Source organism: Weissella paramesenteroides, assembly GCF_051903945.1.
GTDB lineage: Bacteria > Bacillota > Bacilli > Lactobacillales > Lactobacillaceae > Weissella > Weissella paramesenteroides_A.
This window is the reverse complement of sequence record NZ_CP192268.1, coordinates 591,225-612,327: the sequence shown is the minus strand read 5'-3', so window position 1 is coordinate 612,327 and position 21,103 is coordinate 591,225. Positions and strand designations below refer to the sequence as shown.

The window sequence follows — 21,103 nt, the reverse complement described above, 5'->3', positions numbered from 1 at the left end:
TTTATTATTTCTCCCCTTTTTAATCGACAAGCACTCGCATGAGTCGATCTTGTAATCCTGTAGCAACCACCCAAGGTGCTAAGCCCACATGTTGCGCAACATCTTCAAGTGTATTTTCATATTGACCTTGCTTACCAATGATTGTAACTACTGTACCAACTGGTAATGCCGCTGGTAAGGAAATCATCAGTTGATCCATTGCAATCTGTCCAATAATTGGCGCCTTTTGACCGTTCACCAACACTTCAAATCCTTGGATTGGCCGTGGTAGACCATCAGCATACCCAATTGGTACCGTGCCGACCCACTCACCCTCGTGTGTATAGTAAGTATGCCCATAGCTAATACCAACGTTTGCCGGCATTTGTTTCACAAAAATGAGTTCAGATTCTAATGTGAGTACTGGCTTTAAATAATTATCTGGTAACACCTCACCACGTGATGGTTCAATACCATAAACAACGGTTCCGGCACGAATGTAATCCGTTGGTATCTCATCCGCATGATACATTGCTGCACCAGAATTTGCCAAATGAACCATTGGTGGCATTGGTAACCCATCCGTCAACCGGTGCCAATTTGCCAATTGCTTCTGGAAATAATCGGTTGCGAGAGAGTCGGATTCTGAAAAATGAGTCATGATACTTTGATATTTAAAGCATGTCGATTGTGATGCCAAGTACGCAATGGCTTCAGACAACGACTCACGATTGCGAAATCCGATTCTCCCCATACCAGTATCAACGCCTAAGTTTACCTGTAGCGTTGATTGAGAACCTACTAAATTTTTCTGTGCTGCCTGTAGCCAATCCAAATCACTGACCGTTGCAATTAAATCATTATCAGCAATCAACTTAGCGTACTGCGGTAATGTGATTCCTAAGACAAGAATTGGCACTGTTATTCCAGCCTGTCGTAACGCCAAAGCTTCGTCTAAAACTGCAACTGCTAATCCATCTACCCCTGCCTTGATTGCCGCTTGAGCCATTGGAATCAAACCAAAGCCATATGCATTGGCCTTCACAGCTAAGAACATGAACTTTGCACCGCTCGCCTGACGAGTAACGGTCACATTATGCGTCACTGCCGATTGTGATATTTTAATTCTTGTTGGTCTCGTTACTGCTACTACCATGATCAATGCCCCTTTAATTTTTGATTGCATAAAAAAACCGATTAACAGCACTATTGCACTGTCAATCGGACACATTTCTATTCCTTAAGACTGTGACAATAGCTCCCCGCTGATTCAGCGACAGTCTAATAGTTATTAGCTATTAGCCCAACAATACGGGTTACACAATCTGTATCATTTCGGCAACCGCCCCTTTTACTTAATATCACCGTCTGTGTGGACTCTACTAAGCGACTCTTGTTGGTTGCAACCTCTATTAATCATTAACGTAACATTAGAATATATTAATTTTATATTTATGTCAACACTTGACATTCATCTTTTTTTCACTTTTAATTAGTGCCAATTAGGAATTTAATTGGAGGCATAAACAATGAAAGTTGTAAAATTTGGTGGTTCTTCCCTGGCAACTGGTTCTCAAGTACAAAAGGTTTTAGACATTATTCAGGCAGATGAAAATCGTCGTATCGTTGTCGTATCAGCTCCTGGCAAGCGTTTTGATGGTGATATAAAAGTGACTGATTTATTAAAATCTTACGCTGATCAAACGATAGCTGGTGCTGACACGACTGAAATTTTGATGACCATTTTAGCTCGCTATCAAGAAATTGCAGCACATTTTTTGTTAGAAGATGATGTGATTATTTCACAGATTAAGCAACAGCTCATTCATTTAAATCGTGTCCATTATCCATCATTTGACCACCTATACGCTGCTTTTATGGGTCATGGCGAATTACTAAATGCCCAATTAATTGCCGCCGTCATGCAAAAAAAAGGCCTGCCAGCCACTTTTGTATCACCAGCTGAATTAGGAATTACCGTGACAGGTTCGCCACGGTCTGCACGCCTTGATCAAGAAAGTTATCATGCAATCAGTAATTATCAAATTGATGACAAACGCCTCCTAATTATTCCCGGCTTTATTACCTATACCAATGATGGTTATGCTGCCACTTTTAGTCGTGGCGGTTCTGACATTACTGGTGCCATTTTAGCTCGTGGTTTCCATGCAGATTTGTACGAAAACTTTACTGACGTATCGGCTATCTATACCGTTAATCCAAAGATCGTTCCCCATCCACAGTCCATCTCAAAAATGACCTATCGTGAGATGCGTGAATTGTCTTATGCAGGTTTCGCCGTTTTCCATGATGAAGCAATCATTCCAGTCATTGAAGCAAATATACCAATCAATGTCAAAAACACTAATGACCCCCAGGCACCAGGGACAATGATTATGCCCAATCATGCAGTTAATCCTAGCAATCCCGTAACCGGTATCGCGAATGATAATCGTTTTGCTGCACTTTACTTACACCGCTATTTGCTAAATCGTGAAGTTGGATTTACCCTAAAAATATTACAGATTTTGGCAACTTACAATGTTAGTTATGAGCATATGCCATCTGGAATTGACGATATGACGATTATCTTTGATAAATCACAATTAACACCCGAAATCAAAGCCCATATTAGCCATGATATTTATGCAATTATTGCGCCAGATGAACTAGAATGGTTAGATGATTATGCCATTATTATGATTGTTGGCGAGGGCATGCAACAACATATTGGCACCTTTAGCAAAATAACTGCCGCATTATCTGAGGCTGGTATCAATCTGCCTATGATTAATCAAGGAGCTTCACAAATTTCAACCATGATTGGCGTTCCTGTTGATCGCATGAATGAAGCTGTGCATGTTATTTATCACGCCGTTTTTTAATCGCAACAGCATAAAGAAGAGGTTGACACATTTTTTGTGCCAACCTCTTCTTGCTAAAATCGTATTAATTAATAAGCTCGTACTTTTTATAGCATAAACGCGTTCCAAAAGTCTGAAGCCTCAATGTACCACAAATTACGCAAATCATGTTACACACCAGCTTCAAAACGACTTTTATCTCGCTCTCTTCTTGCTAAAATTTATTTTTCGCGTAATTACGTAAATCCGATTCAAGACCAGCATGCCGATTTGCTGGTTTGACATCTAATGATTGATGAATTTGCCCACCCGCATTTGCATAATTTGTTGATTCCGTGTTGGCAATCATTTGTAACTCAGCTATTGAATAATCTTCGGGTGATTCAGAAAATGCAAGTACCCCACGTTCATTAACTGTCTGATGGGCCTCTAAAGCTTGCCACATCGATACAAGTTGTCCCTGATTATTGAAAATTAATTCTAAGTGATAACCCGGTAATGCAACCTTGACATTATCTTTGTTAACGACCCCTCGATTATGAAAGTCAACATTTGGATATGAAACAGGTGTTCCGGTTAACTGTAGAATTTCCTCAGCAACATCTGTCTGATGCCAGTTATTACGTAAAATAAAATCAACAACTGGTTTACTTAAATAATATCGTAACTGATTATCCATAATCGTACTTAATTGACGACTTGTTTCATATTTCGAGCGGATACCATTCCAAGCATGATGTTTTAGTCGTACCATAAAAGCAATTTGTTTGATGAATTCAAAATAATCCTGCACATCAGTAATCGTCTCAAGATGAAAATAATATAAATCTTCATCTTTAATTTTATCCCTCGAGTACCAATCCCCTAAACTTGACATTTTTACAAAACTAGTTGAACTTACTGTCATTCCAAACAACTCATACAACATTTCCAATCGATCAGCTGCTGGCACACCTCCGCGATGAAAGCCCGCTGTAAACATCGTCGTAAAAAGTGATGACCCAATCCGATGTGCTTCTATCCAATTTTCTGATAAAATGCGATTCATTGTTTGATCATTAAGTTGCTCATTGTTAACAATCTCGTCAACATAGGCAGCAATGGCTTTTGGCACCCAACCATCATTCATTAAGTGTGTAACTTGTGTTGACAGTGCTGCTGACATAATAGCCTGTCGCTTGTCCACTCCTATCGGTGATTTTATTAATTCACGTGTTCGTTTGAACAGTCCTGTCATTATAAAATGACCTCCTTGCTACGATTAGCTTACCATATTTATGATATTGATGCAGTTGACTCGCGCACAATTAATTTTGTATCAAATGCGGCTACCTGACGTTCAGCATCCGGATGATTAATACGTTCAATGACCGTCTTCAATGCCGTTTCAGCAATTAACCATAGTGGCTGTTCAACAGTTGTTAGTGCTGGTCTAAAAAATTCAGCATAATCCGTATCATCATAACCAATTACTGACATATCTTCAGGTACCTGAATACCATGAGCATTCAAACCTGAAATTAATCCGATTGCTAATTCATCATTTAATGCAAACGCGGCTGTTGCCTGTGTAATAGAAACTGCCATTGCCGCTGCCCGACCAGCATGCTTCGTTAAATTACGAGTAGCAACCTCACTAACTTTAGCACCTGCTGCCAACATTGTTGCTTTAAATGATGCTGTCCGATATTGCAAGTTATCAGTATAAACTTGATTTCCTAATAGAACAACATGCTTATGCCCCAATGATAACAAGTGTTCAGCTACTAGACGACCACCTTTTTTATCAGAAGCATAAACCGCATCTGCATCAAGTAATTCGTCATGATTCTCGAGTACGACTAAAGCAATGCCACGTTTTTTTAAACTACTAGCTACGGCAACAGGCTTTGCTAATTGACTTGCCATGATAATACCATGAACCCCTGAATTAACTAAAGTCTCGACTGTTTGATCTGCCTGTCCTTGTCTTGCTGTCATAATCGATAATGAGACGTTGTCAGGAATATTTTCCTGCATATGTTGCACTAAATCACCAAAGAATGGATTACGTAAACTAGGTACCACAACCCCTACTAAAACTCTAGCGCCTTGCTTTAAACTACGCGCACTGGCATTTGGAACGTAGCCAATTTCATCACGAGCTGCAAATACTTTGGCTTTTGTTGTTTCAGAAAACCTCGTCCCTTTACCATTCAATACTTGTGACACTGTTGCAATTGACACACCTGCTAAACTCGCAACATCTCTAATTGAAACTTTTCCCATATCCGACCTCTTTATCTACTACTTATTTTAACCCATTATCACTAAGTTTTTTATTGTTATCTCCCAATATTGACCCACGTCAAAACCCAGTGCTTATCCTTATTAAAACATTTTACCAATTTTTTAAACATTTTAAACCCCAAGAGGCTTGTTTTATTTTTTTAAAAATTTCATTTTACTTTTACTTTCATTGCAGTATAATATAACATTGTTAGATGCACAGGGTAGATTAAGACGCGTTAAGTGCCATGGAAACGGAATGTGGGCCATGGACGAAGGATTACCGCGATGTCTTGATCACATTCACTGTAAGAAGTGAAACCCTCCAAAAAAAGGAGGTGTTTTCAAATGAAAACATTAGAATATGGTTTAACGCGTTTACGTACGAAGCAGTTGACAATGCTTGGAATCTTAATTGCCTTACAACTAGTTATAGGGAAATTCTCATTAAGTACCGGCACAATAAAAGTTGGCTTTACCTTCTTAATTGTCGGAATCATTGCCAAGTGGTATGGTCCTACCTGGGGCATGCTGGTTGCAATTTTTACTGATGTCATTGGAAGTTTGATCAATGGCTACGGTTATTTCTGGGGATTTACCTTATCTGCTGTCTTAGCTGCTGCAATTTATGGATTTTCTTTCTATAACCAACAGAAAATTTCTTGGTTGCGAGTGATCATTACCGTAAGTATTGTTCTAGTCATCGTGAACGTTGTTCTTAACACATTATGGGTCGTCATAATTGGTAATATCCATAATAGCGGGACAATTATATCCTTGTTGTGGATCCGTATTATTAAACAGCTTATCTTTTTACCTATTCAAAGTATTCTATTATATTTTTTGCTTAACAATCAAACGATTGAACAATTACACCAAAAAATATAAAACAAATGAAAAGCCAGTCATGATATTGACTGGCTTTTCTGGTATACCGGCTGTTAAAAAAATATCTCTGTTACTTAAATCATAAAAAGTGTTATCATCAAAATGACTAATTATAGAAATTAGAAAGTATTTTTTAACCTATCATTAGTAACTTCGATGAATGCGCAACCCGATTTTGCGACAGGCAACCTCAAATGAACTAGCAAATTTATTACGGACATCTGGTGTAGCAAATGTTAATTTCGTTTCTGAACACACATCACCACACCCAATCCAGTAGACACAGCTGTCATATACTTGACCAACAAAAATTTCTTGCTGGCCAGCAACCATTGATTCCAATGATGTAATCAGCTGACAGACAGTCTGCTCTGGAATATCCCGTGAGCTTTGCAATAGTCGCCGAATCATAGCACATTGGACTAACTTGTTCTCTTGGCACATTTGTACTTCTTGCATATCTAGCCTCCAAAACTTGTTTCTGACTGGTGTCAGTTACTATTTAATTTTCCATAATTATGATAACCTATCATAAATGTTTTATCAAACGTATAATTTTGTTTTCCTGAAATAAAACATGACCACCTGTTTCATAATATAATTAACAGCCTTAACTACTACACAACAAACGAGGAATTTTAACATTATGACCGAATCTATTTCTAAAACCCAGTATTTACAAACAATCTTAGAATTAAGCGGCGGCGATGAGTCAACAAAAATTTCAAATAATCAAATTGCTGAGCATTTAAATGTAACCCCTTCATCAGTTTCAAACATGTTAGCAAAACTACAAGAAGCCGGTGAAGTTGATGTGGTTCCCTATTATGGTGTCACATTAACGAAACCTGGACGTGAAACTGCCTTACGTTTAATCCGATCACATCGTTTGATCGAGACATTCGGTGCTACAACACTAGGATTGTCAATTTCAGAAGCTCATTCTAATGCTGATCATCTCGATCATGATGCAAATGATCAATTTATCAATGCACTAGATAAATATTTAGATTTTCCAACACTAAGTCCCCAAGGTCTTGTTATTCCTGATATTGACCACCACTACTCGCCAAAATCATTACGGACATTGCGTGAAGCAACTGATAATGAAACTGTTACTATCAACAGCTTTACTGAGGATTTAGAGTTACTACAATATACCGAAACTTTGCATCTAGACCTAAATAGCACCTGGACAATTAAAGAACGTCTACCATTCGATGGCCCATTGGTATTAGTTTCTGGGGATAGAACAATCCAAGTCACACAACATGCCGCAGATTTTATCTATATCAATGACTAAATAAAAATCTATATAATCTCATTCATATACAAAAGCACAAAAAAACATTGATGTCGTTTCATCAATGTTTTTTTGTTTATTATTTACTTTCACCAAAATTGTTGATAAAGTACAACAACGTTTGTAGCTCATTTGTTAAGTCAACGTTTTGAACACGAATTGACTTTGGTACATCTAAGCGCAGTGGCGTGAAATTCAAAATACCTCGAATACCTGCAGTTGCCAAGCGCTTGGCGACGTCTTGCGCAACATCAGCAGGTACGGTAACAATTGCAACATCAATTCGTTGATCCGTAATTTGCTTCTCTAAATCATCTAAGCTATATACAGGAATTCCTGATTGAATTGTATTAACAATATCAGGATTAACATCAAATGCTGCTGCAATGCGCGCATTTGAACTTTGATGAAAATTAAAATTCAACAAAGCTTGTCCAAGATTTCCTACTCCAACTAATGCAACAGAAGCTAAAGTATCTTGGTTCAAAATTTCACCAAAAAACTTCATTAAAGCTTCCACGTCATACCCATACCCACGTTTTCCTAGTGCTCCAAAATAAGAAAAATCACGTCGAATTGTTGCAGCATCAAACTTCACTGCATCAGATAATTCATTTGATGAAACGCGGACAGTCCCAGAATCTAACAACAACTTTAAATAACGATAGTAAATTGGCAATCGTTTTGCCGTTGCTCTAGGAATATCATGTTCAACCATTTTGTTCGACCTCTTTTTTCAAAATTTAACTATTTCACAATCTAACTCCAACATTGTGAACCTCTTATTAGTTATAATCATACCATATATGGCACATTATGTGAACGAAATAACAATTATTAATTCACAAACCACCATTTTTTGTAAGCGTTTCCTGAATGCCGGATTTTTGATAAAAAAATGACTGGAACTTCGGTGGCTACCCTAAACAAAAAGAGTTGCAAATCTTCCCTGTCTTAAATAGAAGATTTGCAGCTCTATTAAACTTAACCAAAGACTGAAAGTAACTCTATCCCTTGTCTTAGTTCATTCAAAAGCAACTCTAATTTAATTATGTTTTGGCTTACCCTTATTTTTACGATGTTTCCGCTTGGCGCGCTTTTCTTTATCAAAACGTTCCTGACGTGAAATAACGTTTGTCGTTTCAGACTTACGTTGTGTTGCCTTGTTAGCCCGTGGCTTGTCTGATGATGCAGATGAACTAAGTATTGATGGCTTATCGGGCGCAATTTTATCAGCAACAATTGCTACTTTTTTATTTGGCAACACATGATTACCAGAAATGGTCTGAATATCAACTGCTACCATTTTCTTTAAATCACGATAATCATGATCGTTTCCAAAGGAAATCACCGTACCTGCCTTACCCATACGCCCAGTACGCCCAGCACGATGTGTGTATGTTTCTCCATCACGTGGTAAATCAAAATTTATAATTGCTGGTAAATCAGGAATATCAAGTCCTCTAGCGGCCACATCTGTTGTGAGTAAAAACTTTGCTTTTCCCTGACGGAAGTTCGTTAATGATTTTGATCTGGTCGTACTAGAATCACCACGTACTAACGTGGCCATCGCAACATGTTCATGGGCCAAAAAGCTTGCTGTTATTTTTAGTTGTTTTGTTGTATTAAAAAATACGATTGCTTGAAAATGTTTTTGAGTTGCCAATTGGCGCAATCTTTTTTGGCGTTGATCACGTGCTGTTGGCCAAAATTCATGTTTAATTGCTGTCGGAATTTTAACCTGACGTTGATCGATACGCAAAAAATCTCGGTTGAACAAACCGCTAGCAATTGACAAATCAACTTCAGTTGCACCAAACAATGCAACTTGTACATCATCGTCATCGATAGCATCCCAAATCAGATCAATTTGATTTGCTGTATCATCACGTAACAATTCATCTGCTTCGTCTAAAATTAACGTGCGTAACCGTTTTAATTTTAGTTTACCATTTGTAATTAATTCACTAACACGTCCGGGCGTGCCAATCAAAATTTCTGGGTGTTTTTTTAATCGGTCAAGTTGATGCTTAATATTAGCACCCCCTGTTAAGGATAATACCTTCAATGATAAGACATTCGCCCAATCACGGATAACTCGAGTTGTCTGCATGGCTAATTCTTGTGATGGTGCTAATATCAACAACTGCTCACCATCTTCTGGCACCAATTCAGGTAGCAAAGGCCATGTAAAAGCCAACGTTTTCCCGGTACCTGTTGGTGCAAGTGCATCAATAGACTGGCCATCTGCTAACGGCTCAGCAACAGCTTCCTGGATTGGCGTTAATGTGGTAAAGCCAACACTAGTTAATCGTTCTTCAAAACGGGAATCCATTTTGTCTCCTTTGTATTGTGTTTATTTATTGTTCATCAGCAGGAAATACAATACCTGCGTCTTGGCGTAAATCAAACAAAACTTGATTTACTGTTCTACTCAAAGTCAATAATTCTTGATATGCCTCAACTGTTTCATTTGGATTAGTCATCATATCAGCAAACTTAACAACTTCAGCAATCATTGGGTTCGATAGTGGTTCCTGGCTTAATTGATGAGCAGTACCGCCATCATCATAGTAAGTTACATCAAGAACTTCGGCGATATCCCCAATAACTAAGGTATCGCGACGTCCTAGAATTTCAGACGTTAAATGACTATTAGACCCCTTACCAAATTCAATCGTCACGTCAAAATCGTTATAGCGTAGAATAGCAATACCACGACCATCCGCACCATTGCGTAGTGGGGTAGCAAAATAATGACTTTGTTTTGGTGCACCAAACAATTTAATTGCTGCATAAATTGGATACACACCTAAATCAGTTAAAGCACCGGCACTAAAACGGCGACTTAATACGTTAGGCTCGTTACCTGCTAGATAATCATCGAAGCGTGAAGAATATTTTTCATACACAAATGTTGCCCCTGAAATTTTTTCCATTTTGGCAACTTGCTTTTCAATAATTTTAAAGTTAGCTTGCTGAATATGCCGTGCTGCTTCAAATAACCGTACAGCTGGATGATCATGTAATAATTCTAAAACAGCTGCATATTCTGTTGGATTAGAAAATGCTGATTTTTCTACAATCACATGAATATCATGGCTGATAGCTGCCTTTACCTGTTCAAAGTGTACACTATTTGGTGAGGCAATATAAACAACATTGATGCCACTGGTATAAAAGCTTTCTAAGTCAGTATAAACTGCATTAACATTGAATGTTTGCGCGAACTGCTGACCAGTATCCTCGTGTCGTGAATATACCGCTGTTAACGCATATTGACCTGATTCATGAGCTGCTTGTACGAACTGCTTTGTAATCCAATTAGTTCCAATTATTCCAAGTTTGTATGCCATAATTAGTCTCCCTTATATACCGCATATACGTTTAGTTAGTATTAATTATATCATCATCAATAATAAAAACTGCTAGCTTTTGACTGATAAATAACTAGAAATCAAATTATTTAAACACCAACTGCGGCTATTTTAAATAATGCGCGCACCTAAACTATTCTTAAAATGATCCAAGGCCCATTCTTGACCATGTGGTGTAAATGTTGCCACGCCCTCACTTGGAATAGTCAATTGATAGTTTAAATTATAGGCATAAACTGCCGTATGAAGAACACATATATCTGTGCATACCCCTACTAACCAAAGTTCATTCACATGGCGCTCTCTTAGAAAATTATCTAAGTTAGTATTTTGAAACGCAGAATAACGGTTTTTATTAAATTGATAAACCTTTTCATCTGCCTGGTGTTTTTCATACCAGTGTTGTAAATCACCGTATAATTCTTGTCCCCAAGTACCAACGATATTGTGTGGCGGAAATAACTCGTGTTCGGGATGATAAATGTCATCTTTAAAATGCGCATCGGTTGGTAAGATGACATAGTCACCACTTTCTAAAAAGGTTTGTGCTTGGTGCACGATATAATCTGCCAAATTTTGTGCAGGTTTACCACAAGTCAACGCGCCCTTATCATCAACGAAATCATTTGTATAATCAATAATCACTAAAGCTTTTGTCATGTCTTGTCACCCTCCTATTTTGATTATATCATGTCCCTTAACTCACTTTTTTAAAATACTTAACTGATATAAAAATAGCTACCAATCTAACCATTTTCATTGGATGGATTGGCAGCTATAAACATATTTAATTAGTTACGCTCAAGTACTGTCACTGACTCAATATGCGTTGTTTGTGGGAATTGATCAACCGGTTGAACATCCCCTTTGATTGTGTAGCCATTTTCTTTGAACTGGGCAACGTCACGCACCAATGTTGCTGGATTACAGCTAATGTACACAATTTTGCTTGGTGACATAGCTGAAGCTGCATCAATTAACTCAGTCGTTAATCCTTTACGTGGCGGATCAACGAAGATAACATCTGGTTTTAGATCATCTTGTTGCCAAGCAACCATCTTTTCTTCCGCTTTACCTAATTCAAATTTAACATTATGAACATTATTCAAATCAGCATTACGTTTTGCATCATCAACCGCTCCTGGTACCACTTCCACACCAAGAACTGACTTTACCTTATCAGCAATCGTTAATGAGATGGTTCCAATACCTGAATAAGCATCAATGACAGTTTCATTACCCGTTAACTCTGCTTTATCAGCTGCTAACTTATATAGAATTTCAGTTGTTTGTGGATTAACTTGGTAGAAAGAATTTGGACCAATGGCAAAGGTCTTATCAAACAAAGTATCCTTAATAACTTTGTTACCCCATAGAACATGGTTAACATCACCCAAAATAACATTCGTCTTATCCTGGTTAACGTTCTGAATAATTGAAGTTACTTCTGGTAGTGCTTCTTTGATTTGTGGAATAATAATATTTGCGCCAGGAATACGCTTTGAACGTGTCACTAACACGACCATCATCTCATGTGAATAGTATCCGCGACGAACCATAATGTTACGAATAACCCCTTTATGATGAATTTCATCATAAGCTGGCACATGGAACTTACGTAAAATATCACGAATAATAACAATTGCTTTATCAATTTCTGGATCTTGAATATAAAAATCTTCAATTGGCATCAAACGATGTGATCCGCGACGGAAGAATCCCGTAGTTAATTGTCCCTTTATTTCACGAGCTGGAATTTGTGCTTTGTTACGGTATCCCGTTGGATTTTCCATTCCAATGGTTGGTGCAACATTAACATCTATGTGTTGCTTACTAAATAATTCAGCAATCTGTTGTTGCTTAAATTTTAATTGTGCATCATATTTCAAGTGTGCTAATGGTGCAATACCAGTTGTCAGTGCTGCTGTATTAACTTCATGATTACGGTTTGGTGATGACTCAATCGTCTTCACAACTCGTCCAAAGGCATAGTTACTAGTAACTTTTGTGATACCAACACGAATTTTTTCACCAGGGACAGCATTTGTCACAAATACTGGGAAATCATCAACTTTAACAACACCATTTCCTTGATAAGTTAAATCAATAACTTCAGCATCAAATTCTTGATTCTTAACCACGGGGGCTTTCTTTTTCATTATTTTCTCCTTCTTTTGGCCTTTTCGACGACCAACAATCATTTCATTGTATCACAGCGTCAGACAAAACTAAAAGGAAATATTAAAAAGACCAACAATCCACCAATTTGTATTGGCAGGTTGCTGGTCATAAACGTGTTTCAAAAGACTGAATCCTTACTGTAATAGCAATTATCACATCTTTTGTAATGCTGCAATTCGTTCCCTCATAGGCGGATGCGTTGCAAAAAGATTTGTTAGCTTTTTCTCTTTTAATGGGTTTGCAATGTACAATGCCGCACTTTCCGGTGACACATTTTCATCCGACATTGGCTCACTTTGCGAAATCTTAGTTAACGCATTGATCAATCCTTGTGGATTTCGTGTTAACTCCACCGCTCCCGCATCGGCAAGAAATTCTCGATTACGCGAAATTGCTAGTTGAACTAACGTTGCCGCAATTGGTGCCAATATCAAAACTAAAATTGAAGCAATCATGGCAATAATATTACCATCTTTATTATCACGATTTCGATTACCACCACCGAAGTACCAAAAATGAGTACCAAAATTTGCCAGCATCGCAATTGCTGATGTCAAAGCAACCGCAATTGTCTGAATACGAATGTCATAATTACGAACATGAGTCATCTCATGTGCCATAACACCCTCTAATTCTTCACGGTTTAATACTGACAGAATACCTGAGGTTGCTGCCACGGCAGCATGTTCAGGATCATTACCTGTTGCAAATGCATTTGGACTCGGATCGTCAATAATAAATACCCGTGGCATCGGGACGTTAGCTACTAATGCCATATCTTCTACAATATGCCACAAGTCAGGCGCTTGATCCGCACTCGTAATTTCTTGGGCATGATTTAAACTCATGACAACGTCTGTCGACTGACTAAACATATAAACGGCATAAACAATTCCCGTCACGATAGCAATGATGATACCTGGTACCCATTCACCGAGCAAATAATATCCTAGTGCTGCACCGACAATTCCCATGAACAAAAAGAATCCAATAAATAACACAATCGTTTTGCGCTTATTTTTTGCAATTTGTTCAAATAACATGGTCAATTACCTCTTAAAGGCCACGATCATCAAATGACACGTTGACCACTTCTCGTTCTTCAGCTGGTGTTTCCAAGAATTCGCTAGGCTTGAAGCTGTGAATCTTAGCCACAAAATTCGTTGGGAACGACTGTAATTTTGTATTATATGTGGCAGTTGTCGTATTAAATAATTGACGTGAGTAAGCAATTTTATTTTCTGTATTTGTCAATTCTTCCATTAGCTTATTGTATTGATTTGATGCTTTCAAATCAGGATAAGCTTCTGCAACTGCAAAAACTGACTTTAAAGAGCTCGTCAATTGGTCAGACAGTGCCATTGTTTTCTGATGGTCATCAGTTGGCGTTTGAGTTAGTGCATTACGAAGTCCAACTACTTTTTCCAAAGTTCCTTGTTCGAACTTAGCTGATCCTTTAACCGTCTCAACCAAATTTGGAATCAAATCGTTTCGTCGTTTTAATTGTACGTCAATTTGACTCCATGACTCTTGTGTACGCATGCGTGCTTGCACCAGCCCGTTATAGATTCCAACCCATAGCAAAGCTAAAACAATCACGATACCGACAATAATCCATCCAATCATCATTTTCTCCATTCTTTATGAATTACTCATAAGATGCTTTATAGTCTACCTAATATACATTGTACCATGCTCCAAAATTTACATTGTTTAATATTTACTTTTTTATAAAAAATGGTCAAATATTATGTTTAGCCCCTGTAAAACAAATGTAACCATTAACTTCAGCTTTTTAGAACATGTTTAAAGGCCGTCAACTTACTAAATTGCAACTAGTAAATTGACGGCCTTACTTAATAGTTAAAATAGTTGATGTTAATCGACATAATCAGCAATTGATTGTTGAATAGCTGCTAACTTATCATCAGCTATTTGTTGGGTTGTCCCATTGGTACCAACGTATAATTTAATTTTGGGTTCAGTACCTGAAGGACGTACAGCTACCCATGAGCCATCTGTCAACCAGTACTTTAATACATTAGCTTTTGGTAGTGACATTGTTGTCTCCACACCTGTCTGGACATCAGTCTCAGTTTGCAATGTAAAATCAGCAAACTTTGTGACTGCAATATTTCCAAATGAAGTTGGTTGTTCGGCACGGAATTTTGCCATTAAGGCCGCAATCTTTTCCGCTCCATCAATACCCTTGAAGGTCAGTGATTGTGTATTTTCAACAAAGTAGCCATACTCTGCAAACAAATCTTGCAAACCATCATACAATGTCTTACCTAGTGACTTGTAGTATGCTGCGACCTCCGCTAACAAAACAGTTGCTTGAATAGAGTCTTTATCACGAGCGAATGATTTTACTAAGTATCCATACGACTCTTCAAAACCAAATAAGAAAGTATGCTCATGAGTTGATTCATAATTTTGAATCTGCTCAGCGATATACTTAAATCCTGTCAAAACATTAATCGTTTCAATATTAAAACTCTTTGCGATATCTGCTGCAAATTCTGATGACACAATTGATTTAACAAGAACACCGTTAGCTGGTAATGTTCCTGCCGCTTTTTTAGCAGTCAATAAGTAATGCAACAAAATTGCACCAATTTGATTACCTGTTAGCAATTGATACTCACCCGATGGCAAGCGAACAGCCGTTCCCATACGATCAGCATCTGGGTCAACACCAATCACAACATCAGCACCCTGCTTTTTAGCCAAGGCAATGCCCATCGCTAATGCTGCTGGATCTTCAGGATTTGGCAAGGTTACAGTTGGAAAATCACCATCTGGTTGTTCTTGCTCTGGCACGATTGTGACGTTCTTGAAACCTGCATTATCCAAAGCTTGACCTGCAATAAACGCACCAGTGCCATGAAGTGGTGAGTATACCAATTTCATATCACGCCCTTCTTTATTGACCAACTCTTGATCAACCGTTACCGTCTTGATTTCAGACAAATAAGCATCATCAACGTCCTTACCAATAGTTACCAACAATCCAGCCGCTTCTAGTTCGGCTTGTGGTTTTACTGGCACCGTAAACATATCTGCTTCACGAATAGAAGCCGTAATGATATCAGATTCCTTTGGTGGCATTTGCCCACCATCTTCACCATAGATTTTGTATCCGTTATACTCTTTTGGATTGTGCGAAGCTGTGATCATAATCCCCGCATAAGCCTTAAAATATCGTACCGTAAAAGATAACTCTGGCGTTGGACGTAATGATTCAAAAACATACGCCTTAATACCATGTGCTCCCAATACCTTAGCTGATTCAAAAGCAAACTCTTGTGAGAAATGACGTGAATCGTATGAAATGGCAACCCCACGTGCTTTTACTTCTTCAGATAATGAATCCATCAAACGTGCTAATCCCTCAGTAGCTTGTCGCACTGTGTAGATATTCATGCGATTAATTCCTGCCCCGAGCAAACCACGCATACCGGCGGTTCCAAATGATAATGGTTGATAGAAAGCATCCTCTGCTTGCTGATCATCTTTTGCTAATACATCCATCTCATTTTTTAAATATTCTGGTAAGTCATTACGCTTTTCCCATACTTGAAAATTATCTTGCCAAGTCATCTTTGTCATTCTCCTTTATCTTTATGTTCCCCAATATAACTAATCTCATTGTACCATAGGATTATTCAGTTATTTAGTCTAACCTTATTGCTTCATATTAGAAATTAATGTTGGTTGATTACCACCAATAATTACTTCATCAACCGTTTTTAGAAACAAACCATGTTCAACAACCCCGATCGTCTGTTCCAAAAAATATGCCAAACTCTGGGGATATTCAATACGTTTCAAGTGTAAATCAATAATATAGTTACCAACATCAGTTGTAACGCGCTCACCAGTGGCTGTTCGACGAAAAGTTGGTTGCATATCTGCTGCCAAAAATTTTTGCAACAGATGATGGCTACCATAAGGCACCACTTCAACAGGTAATGGAAACTGACCAATGACCTCATGGTACTTTGATTCATCAATAATCCAAATATTCTTCTTCGAATTCAAAGCCACAATCTTTTCAAATAACAATGCTGCACCACCACCCTTAATGCCATTCAGTTGATGATCAACTTCATCTGCACCATCAATCGTTAAATCGATCGTTGGCACTTCATCGACAGAAGCAAGCTTAATCCCCAATGATTTTGCTAATGATGACGTTTTATTTGACGTTGTCACCCCAGTAATATTCAGGCCTTCATTATTGATTCTTGCAGCCAACGCTTCAATAAAAAACCGTACAGTTGACCCTGTTCCTAAACCAACAATCATCCCATCAGTAATTAAAGTTGCTGCAAATTCGCCAGCTTGCTGTTTTTGAATTTTTTGCTGATCAATCACTATGTATTCCTCCTTTTTCCCCTGACAGTAAATTAATTTTACCGATAAAGCATAAAAAAAGATAGCCATAAACGTGTTTGTTATCGAACCAACGTATACAACAAAAAGAAGCTGAATCACAAATTTTTTAGACTAAAAAACATCAAGCTACCATTGTCAATGTGGTAACTTGATGTTTTTAATCGAGGTTGGGACAGAAGACAATGTTCCAATCTCTTCTTGCTAAAATTGTATGAATTATAAGCCTGTAATTTTTATAGCATAGACGCGTTCCAAACGTCTGAAGTCTCAATGTAACGCAATTTACGCAATCCCTGTCCTGCGCTTTGCTACGGAAAAAATTGCGCAAATCACGTGTCACGCCAACTTCAAAACGACTTTTGTCTCGCTTTTTTATTAACTAAAATTTACGAAAACGTGCGCGTCTTTGTGCAATTAACTTATCAGCTGGCATATTTGCCAACTTTTGAATTTCTTCATCCAATTTTGCACGAATTAATGAAAAGACACGTGTATGTGAACGACTTTCGGGTATGATGTACTCGATAATGTGATTATCTAACAAGTCATTTGGTGTTAAGCCCATGACTGCAGCTGCTTCATCATGTCGTTTGGCATCTTTCCACAGAATCGATGCAAAACCTTCAGGAGAAAGGACCGAATAAGTTGAATTTTGGAACATCCACACTTGATCAGTAGTTGCTAACGCAAGTGCGCCACCAGAACCACCTTCACCATAGACAATGGCAATCATAGGAACTGGCAATTTCAAACTTTCCAAAATACTTTGCGCAATCGCTTCACCTTGACCTTGATCTTCTGCAGTCTTACCTGGAAAAGCCCCTGGTGTATTGATAAAAGTAATAATTGGACGACCAAACTTCGCTGCCTGTTTCATTAACCGCGTCGCTTTACGATAACCATATGGTTCAGGTGAACCATTCCGTTTGGCTAACTTATCATTAATATCTGATCCTTTATCAATCACGATAACAGTCACTGGACGACCATTTAGGTTAGCAAGGCCACCAATAACGCTTTGATCATCACCAGCATAACGGTCACCATGCAGTTCAAAGAAGTCAGTAAAGACACCTGAAATAATTTCACGTGCCATAAATCGATCTTCACGTGCACGTTTCACTATTTGAACGGGTGTTAATTCACGTCTAAATAAACTTACCATGACTAACGACCTCCTTGTGGTTGATGGAATTTTACAAGTTGTGCTAAGACTTTAGGTAGTTCTTTACGTTGCACAACTGCATCAATAAATCCATTTTCCAAAACCGTTTCGGCCCGTTGAAAGTCCTTGGGTACTTTTTCGTGGATTGTCTGTTCAATCACACGTTTACCAGCAAAACCAACTAAAGCATGCGGCTCAGCCAATGTGACATCCCCTTGCATCGCAAATGAAGCTGTCACACCACCAGTTGTTGGATCAGTTAACACCACGAAATATGGTAGACCAGCCTCTTGATGTGCGGCAACTGCAGCAGATACTTTAGCCATCTGCATCAAGGAATTAATTCCCTCTTGCATACGAGCACCACCAGAAGCAGTGAATAAAACAACTGGTAATTTTTGCTCAGTTGCCTTTTCAAACAAACGAGTAATTTTCTCACCAGTCATCGTTCCTAGCGAACCCATCATAAAGTAAGAATCCATAATTCCTAAGGCAACAGTTTCGTCTTCAAGGACCGCTTTACCAGTCAAGACTGATTCATTTAAATCAGTTTGTGATTTCGCACGACTTAACTTTTCAGCATATCCAGGAAATTCCGGATTTTCTAATGTTAAGTCTGCGTCCCATTCCTCAAACACCGTTGTCATCAAGTGAACACGCTCATATGCTTGCAAACGGAACCCGTAACCACAATTTGGGCAAACACGGTGTTCGCCTAATTGTTTAGAATACAGCTGTGCCCCACAATATGGACATGCTAGAAATAAACCATCTGGAATCTGCGCATCAACATGCGCGTCTTTTTTAATTTTAGGTAATTTGGCATTTGGTTTATTAAATAAATCCATCATTTGCCTCCTATTCACCTGCTGTCAAACTTTTTTGCCATTTTGGTAAAAAGTCATGCTCAAGGTACTGTGTTGTAAACAAGCCCTCTGCAACAACATCATCATTTAATAACGCTTCTTGGAAATCGGCATTGGTATTGACACCATCAATAACCATTTCATCTAGAATACGTTTCATTTTAACGACTGCTTCAGCGCGATCATCACCATGTACCAATAATTTTCCAATCATTGAATCGTAAAATGGTTGAATAATGTCACCTGAATAAATTGCTGAATCGATGCGAATGCCAGGTCCACCAGTTGGCAAAAAGACAAAATTAATTTTCCCCGCACTTGGTGCAAAGTTACGTTCGGGCTGTTCAGCATTTAAACGTACTTCAATTGCATGACCATTCACTTTGATGTCTGCTTGACGCAAGGCCAATGCTTCGCCAGCCGCAACCTGCACTTGCATCTTGATCAAATCAACACCCGTTACTAATTCAGTTACTGGATGCTCAACCTGAATACGAGTATTCATTTCCATAAAGTAGAAATTACCTTCATGGTCTTCCAAGAACTCTAGCGTTCCTGTATTCTCATAATCCAGTGCGTTAACAGCACGCGTTGCAATGGCTCCCAGTTCATCACGCATGGCCTGAGTCACGCCAACAGCTGGACTTTCTTCCATTACTTTCTGGTTATTCCGTTGTAATGAACAATTACGTTCCGGGAAGTATAGGACATTGCCTTGTTGGTCACGGATAATTTGCATCTCAATATGACGCACATTTGTCATAACCTTTTCAACGTACATGTGACCATCCCCGAAAGCAGCTTTCGCTTCACGTTGGGCATCATCAAATTTTTCAGCTAATTCATTTTCTGAATAAACAAAACGCATCCCTTTACCACCACCACCGGCAGCGGCTTTTAACAATAAAGGATAGCCTATTCGTTCAGCAACTTTTTTAGCTTCACTAGCATTGTGAATAAAACCGTCAGATCCCGGAATAACCGGTACACCAGCTTCACGCATTGATTCACGTGCATTCGCCTTATTTCCCATTAACTCCAAGACTTTAGGACTTGGACCAATCCATTTGAGGCCAACTGCACCAACCATTTCAGCAAAGGCTTCATTCTCAGATAAGAATCCATAACCCGGGTGAATGGCTTCAGCGCCAGTTAACACAGCTGCACTCAAAATATTTTTCATATTCAAATAGCTGTCTTTTGATCTAGGACCACCAACAGCAATGGCTTCATCAGCTAGTCGCACATGAAGACTATCCGCATCAGCTGAAGAATAAATAGCAACAGATTTAATGCCCATTTCCTTCAGTGTACGAATGATACGAACCGCAATTTCTCCTCGATTCGCCACTAAAACTTTTTTGAACATACTTAATCTCCAACAATAAATGTTAAGTCAGCTGTGGTGACACGCTTGCCATCCACATATGCTGTCCCCTTACCTTCACCAATAGGGCCACGTAAACGAGTTAACTTAACTTCTAATCTCACTTGGTCACCTGGACGAACCATCTTACGGAAACGTGCCTTCTTAATTCCGCCAAAGTAAGCCGTTTTCCCCTTATGTTCAGGCATTGATAACAAAGCAACAGCACCAGTTTGTGCTAAGGCTTCAATCGTCAAATTACCTGGAAAAGTTGGGTTATTTGGAAAATGACCCTGAAAAATCTCTTCATTGATTGTTACATTTTTAATAGCAACAGCACTTTCGCCAGGTACAAGTTCTTCTACCGTATCCAACATCAACATTGGGTAACGGTGAGGCAAAATTTCTTGAATTTGTTGTGTATTTAATACTGACATATCAAATC

General features: G+C 38.5%; 20 protein-coding genes and 2 riboswitches. Of the genes, 3 read left to right on the top strand and 17 right to left on the bottom strand.

Annotated features, from left to right (window positions below; all coding sequences use genetic code 11):
• Window positions 1-19 precede the first annotated feature (19 nt).
• On the bottom strand, window positions 20-1,135 hold the full coding sequence (alr, locus tag ACQ4QH_RS02885) for an alanine racemase (protein ID WP_439819221.1): 1,116 nt from the start codon (window positions 1,133-1,135) through the stop codon (window positions 20-22).
• A gap of 91 nt (window positions 1,136-1,226) precedes the next feature.
• A riboswitch (Lysine riboswitch) is annotated at window positions 1,227-1,399 on the bottom strand.
• A 109-nt stretch (window positions 1,400-1,508) separates the two neighbouring features.
• Between alr and ACQ4QH_RS02880 the strand changes: the two genes are divergently transcribed.
• Window positions 1,509-2,864, top strand: coding sequence for an aspartate kinase (locus ACQ4QH_RS02880; RefSeq protein ID WP_439819220.1), 1,356 nt, complete (start codon window positions 1,509-1,511; stop codon window positions 2,862-2,864).
• A gap of 193 nt (window positions 2,865-3,057) precedes the next feature.
• Here the strand turns inward: ACQ4QH_RS02880 and ACQ4QH_RS02875 are convergent, their stop codons facing one another.
• Both ACQ4QH_RS02875 and rbsR read right to left on the bottom strand, forming a co-directional pair.
• Window positions 3,058-4,080 carry a DUF3114 domain-containing protein gene (locus tag ACQ4QH_RS02875; RefSeq protein WP_439819219.1) on the bottom strand — a complete coding sequence of 341 codons (1,023 nt, stop codon included), beginning with the start codon at window positions 4,078-4,080 and terminating at the stop codon, window positions 3,058-3,060.
• A gap of 38 nt (window positions 4,081-4,118) precedes the next feature.
• Complete coding sequence (gene rbsR, locus ACQ4QH_RS02870; RefSeq protein ID WP_439819218.1) at window positions 4,119-5,111, bottom strand: ribose utilization transcriptional repressor RbsR; 993 nt, start codon at window positions 5,109-5,111, stop codon at window positions 4,119-4,121.
• A gap of 218 nt (window positions 5,112-5,329) precedes the next feature.
• Window positions 5,330-5,422, top strand: a riboswitch (THF riboswitch).
• Window positions 5,423-5,459: 37 nt separating this feature from the next.
• On the opposite strand from rbsR, the gene ACQ4QH_RS02865 reads away from it, so the two are divergent.
• Window positions 5,460-5,999, top strand: a complete 540-nt coding sequence (locus tag ACQ4QH_RS02865) for a folate family ECF transporter S component (protein WP_439819217.1) — start codon at window positions 5,460-5,462, stop codon at window positions 5,997-5,999.
• 144 nt (window positions 6,000-6,143) lie between these two features.
• On the opposite strand, the gene ACQ4QH_RS02860 is transcribed toward ACQ4QH_RS02865, so the two are convergent.
• Window positions 6,144-6,458, bottom strand: a complete 315-nt coding sequence (locus ACQ4QH_RS02860; protein ID WP_439819216.1) for a hypothetical protein — start codon at window positions 6,456-6,458, stop codon at window positions 6,144-6,146.
• Between the two features lie 187 nt (window positions 6,459-6,645).
• On the opposite strand from ACQ4QH_RS02860, the gene ACQ4QH_RS02855 reads away from it, so the two are divergent.
• The gene (locus ACQ4QH_RS02855; RefSeq protein ID WP_439819215.1) at window positions 6,646-7,302 is read left to right on the top strand and encodes a metal-dependent transcriptional regulator; all 657 of its coding nucleotides are present in this window, start codon (window positions 6,646-6,648) and stop codon (window positions 7,300-7,302) included.
• Between the two features lie 79 nt (window positions 7,303-7,381).
• On the opposite strand, the gene ACQ4QH_RS02850 is transcribed toward ACQ4QH_RS02855, so the two are convergent.
• The 13 genes from ACQ4QH_RS02850 to fabZ form a co-directional block, all read right to left on the bottom strand.
• Window positions 7,382-8,020, bottom strand: coding sequence for a redox-sensing transcriptional repressor Rex (locus tag ACQ4QH_RS02850; protein ID WP_439819214.1), 639 nt, complete (start codon window positions 8,018-8,020; stop codon window positions 7,382-7,384).
• 327 nt (window positions 8,021-8,347) lie between these two features.
• On the bottom strand, window positions 8,348-9,637 hold the full coding sequence (locus tag ACQ4QH_RS02845) for a DEAD/DEAH box helicase (protein WP_439819213.1): 1,290 nt from the start codon (window positions 9,635-9,637) through the stop codon (window positions 8,348-8,350).
• A gap of 25 nt (window positions 9,638-9,662) precedes the next feature.
• Window positions 9,663-10,658: a Gfo/Idh/MocA family protein gene (locus tag ACQ4QH_RS02840; RefSeq protein ID WP_439819212.1), complete on the bottom strand. Its 996-nt coding sequence runs from the start codon at window positions 10,656-10,658 to the stop codon at window positions 9,663-9,665.
• Between the two features lie 132 nt (window positions 10,659-10,790).
• Window positions 10,791-11,339: a cysteine hydrolase family protein gene (locus ACQ4QH_RS02835; RefSeq protein WP_439819211.1), complete on the bottom strand. Its 549-nt coding sequence runs from the start codon at window positions 11,337-11,339 to the stop codon at window positions 10,791-10,793.
• Between the two features lie 131 nt (window positions 11,340-11,470).
• Window positions 11,471-12,838, bottom strand: coding sequence for a 23S rRNA (uracil(1939)-C(5))-methyltransferase RlmD (gene rlmD, locus ACQ4QH_RS02830; protein ID WP_439819210.1), 1,368 nt, complete (start codon window positions 12,836-12,838; stop codon window positions 11,471-11,473).
• Between the two features lie 174 nt (window positions 12,839-13,012).
• A complete protein-coding gene (htpX, locus tag ACQ4QH_RS02825) occupies window positions 13,013-13,903 on the bottom strand; it encodes a zinc metalloprotease HtpX (protein WP_439819209.1) in 891 nt (296 codons plus the stop codon).
• Window positions 13,904-13,916: 13 nt separating this feature from the next.
• Complete coding sequence (locus ACQ4QH_RS02820; protein ID WP_150177497.1) at window positions 13,917-14,486, bottom strand: LemA family protein; 570 nt, start codon at window positions 14,484-14,486, stop codon at window positions 13,917-13,919.
• A gap of 252 nt (window positions 14,487-14,738) precedes the next feature.
• Window positions 14,739-16,463 carry a phospho-sugar mutase gene (locus ACQ4QH_RS02815; protein ID WP_439819208.1) on the bottom strand — a complete coding sequence of 575 codons (1,725 nt, stop codon included), beginning with the start codon at window positions 16,461-16,463 and terminating at the stop codon, window positions 14,739-14,741.
• An 84-nt stretch (window positions 16,464-16,547) separates the two neighbouring features.
• Window positions 16,548-17,237: a ribose-5-phosphate isomerase RpiA gene (gene rpiA, locus ACQ4QH_RS02810; RefSeq protein ID WP_439819499.1), complete on the bottom strand. Its 690-nt coding sequence runs from the start codon at window positions 17,235-17,237 to the stop codon at window positions 16,548-16,550.
• A gap of 403 nt (window positions 17,238-17,640) precedes the next feature.
• A complete protein-coding gene (gene accA / locus ACQ4QH_RS02805) occupies window positions 17,641-18,426 on the bottom strand; it encodes a carboxyltransferase subunit alpha (RefSeq protein ID WP_150177485.1) in 786 nt (261 codons plus the stop codon).
• A gap of 2 nt (window positions 18,427-18,428) precedes the next feature.
• Window positions 18,429-19,274: an acetyl-CoA carboxylase, carboxyltransferase subunit beta gene (gene accD / locus ACQ4QH_RS02800; protein ID WP_439819207.1), complete on the bottom strand. Its 846-nt coding sequence runs from the start codon at window positions 19,272-19,274 to the stop codon at window positions 18,429-18,431.
• Between the two features lie 10 nt (window positions 19,275-19,284).
• The gene (gene accC / locus ACQ4QH_RS02795) at window positions 19,285-20,661 is read right to left on the bottom strand and encodes an acetyl-CoA carboxylase biotin carboxylase subunit (RefSeq protein ID WP_439819206.1); all 1,377 of its coding nucleotides are present in this window, start codon (window positions 20,659-20,661) and stop codon (window positions 19,285-19,287) included.
• 2 nt (window positions 20,662-20,663) lie between these two features.
• Window positions 20,664-21,095: a 3-hydroxyacyl-ACP dehydratase FabZ gene (gene fabZ / locus ACQ4QH_RS02790; protein WP_002827591.1), complete on the bottom strand. Its 432-nt coding sequence runs from the start codon at window positions 21,093-21,095 to the stop codon at window positions 20,664-20,666.
• Window positions 21,096-21,103 lie beyond the last annotated feature (8 nt).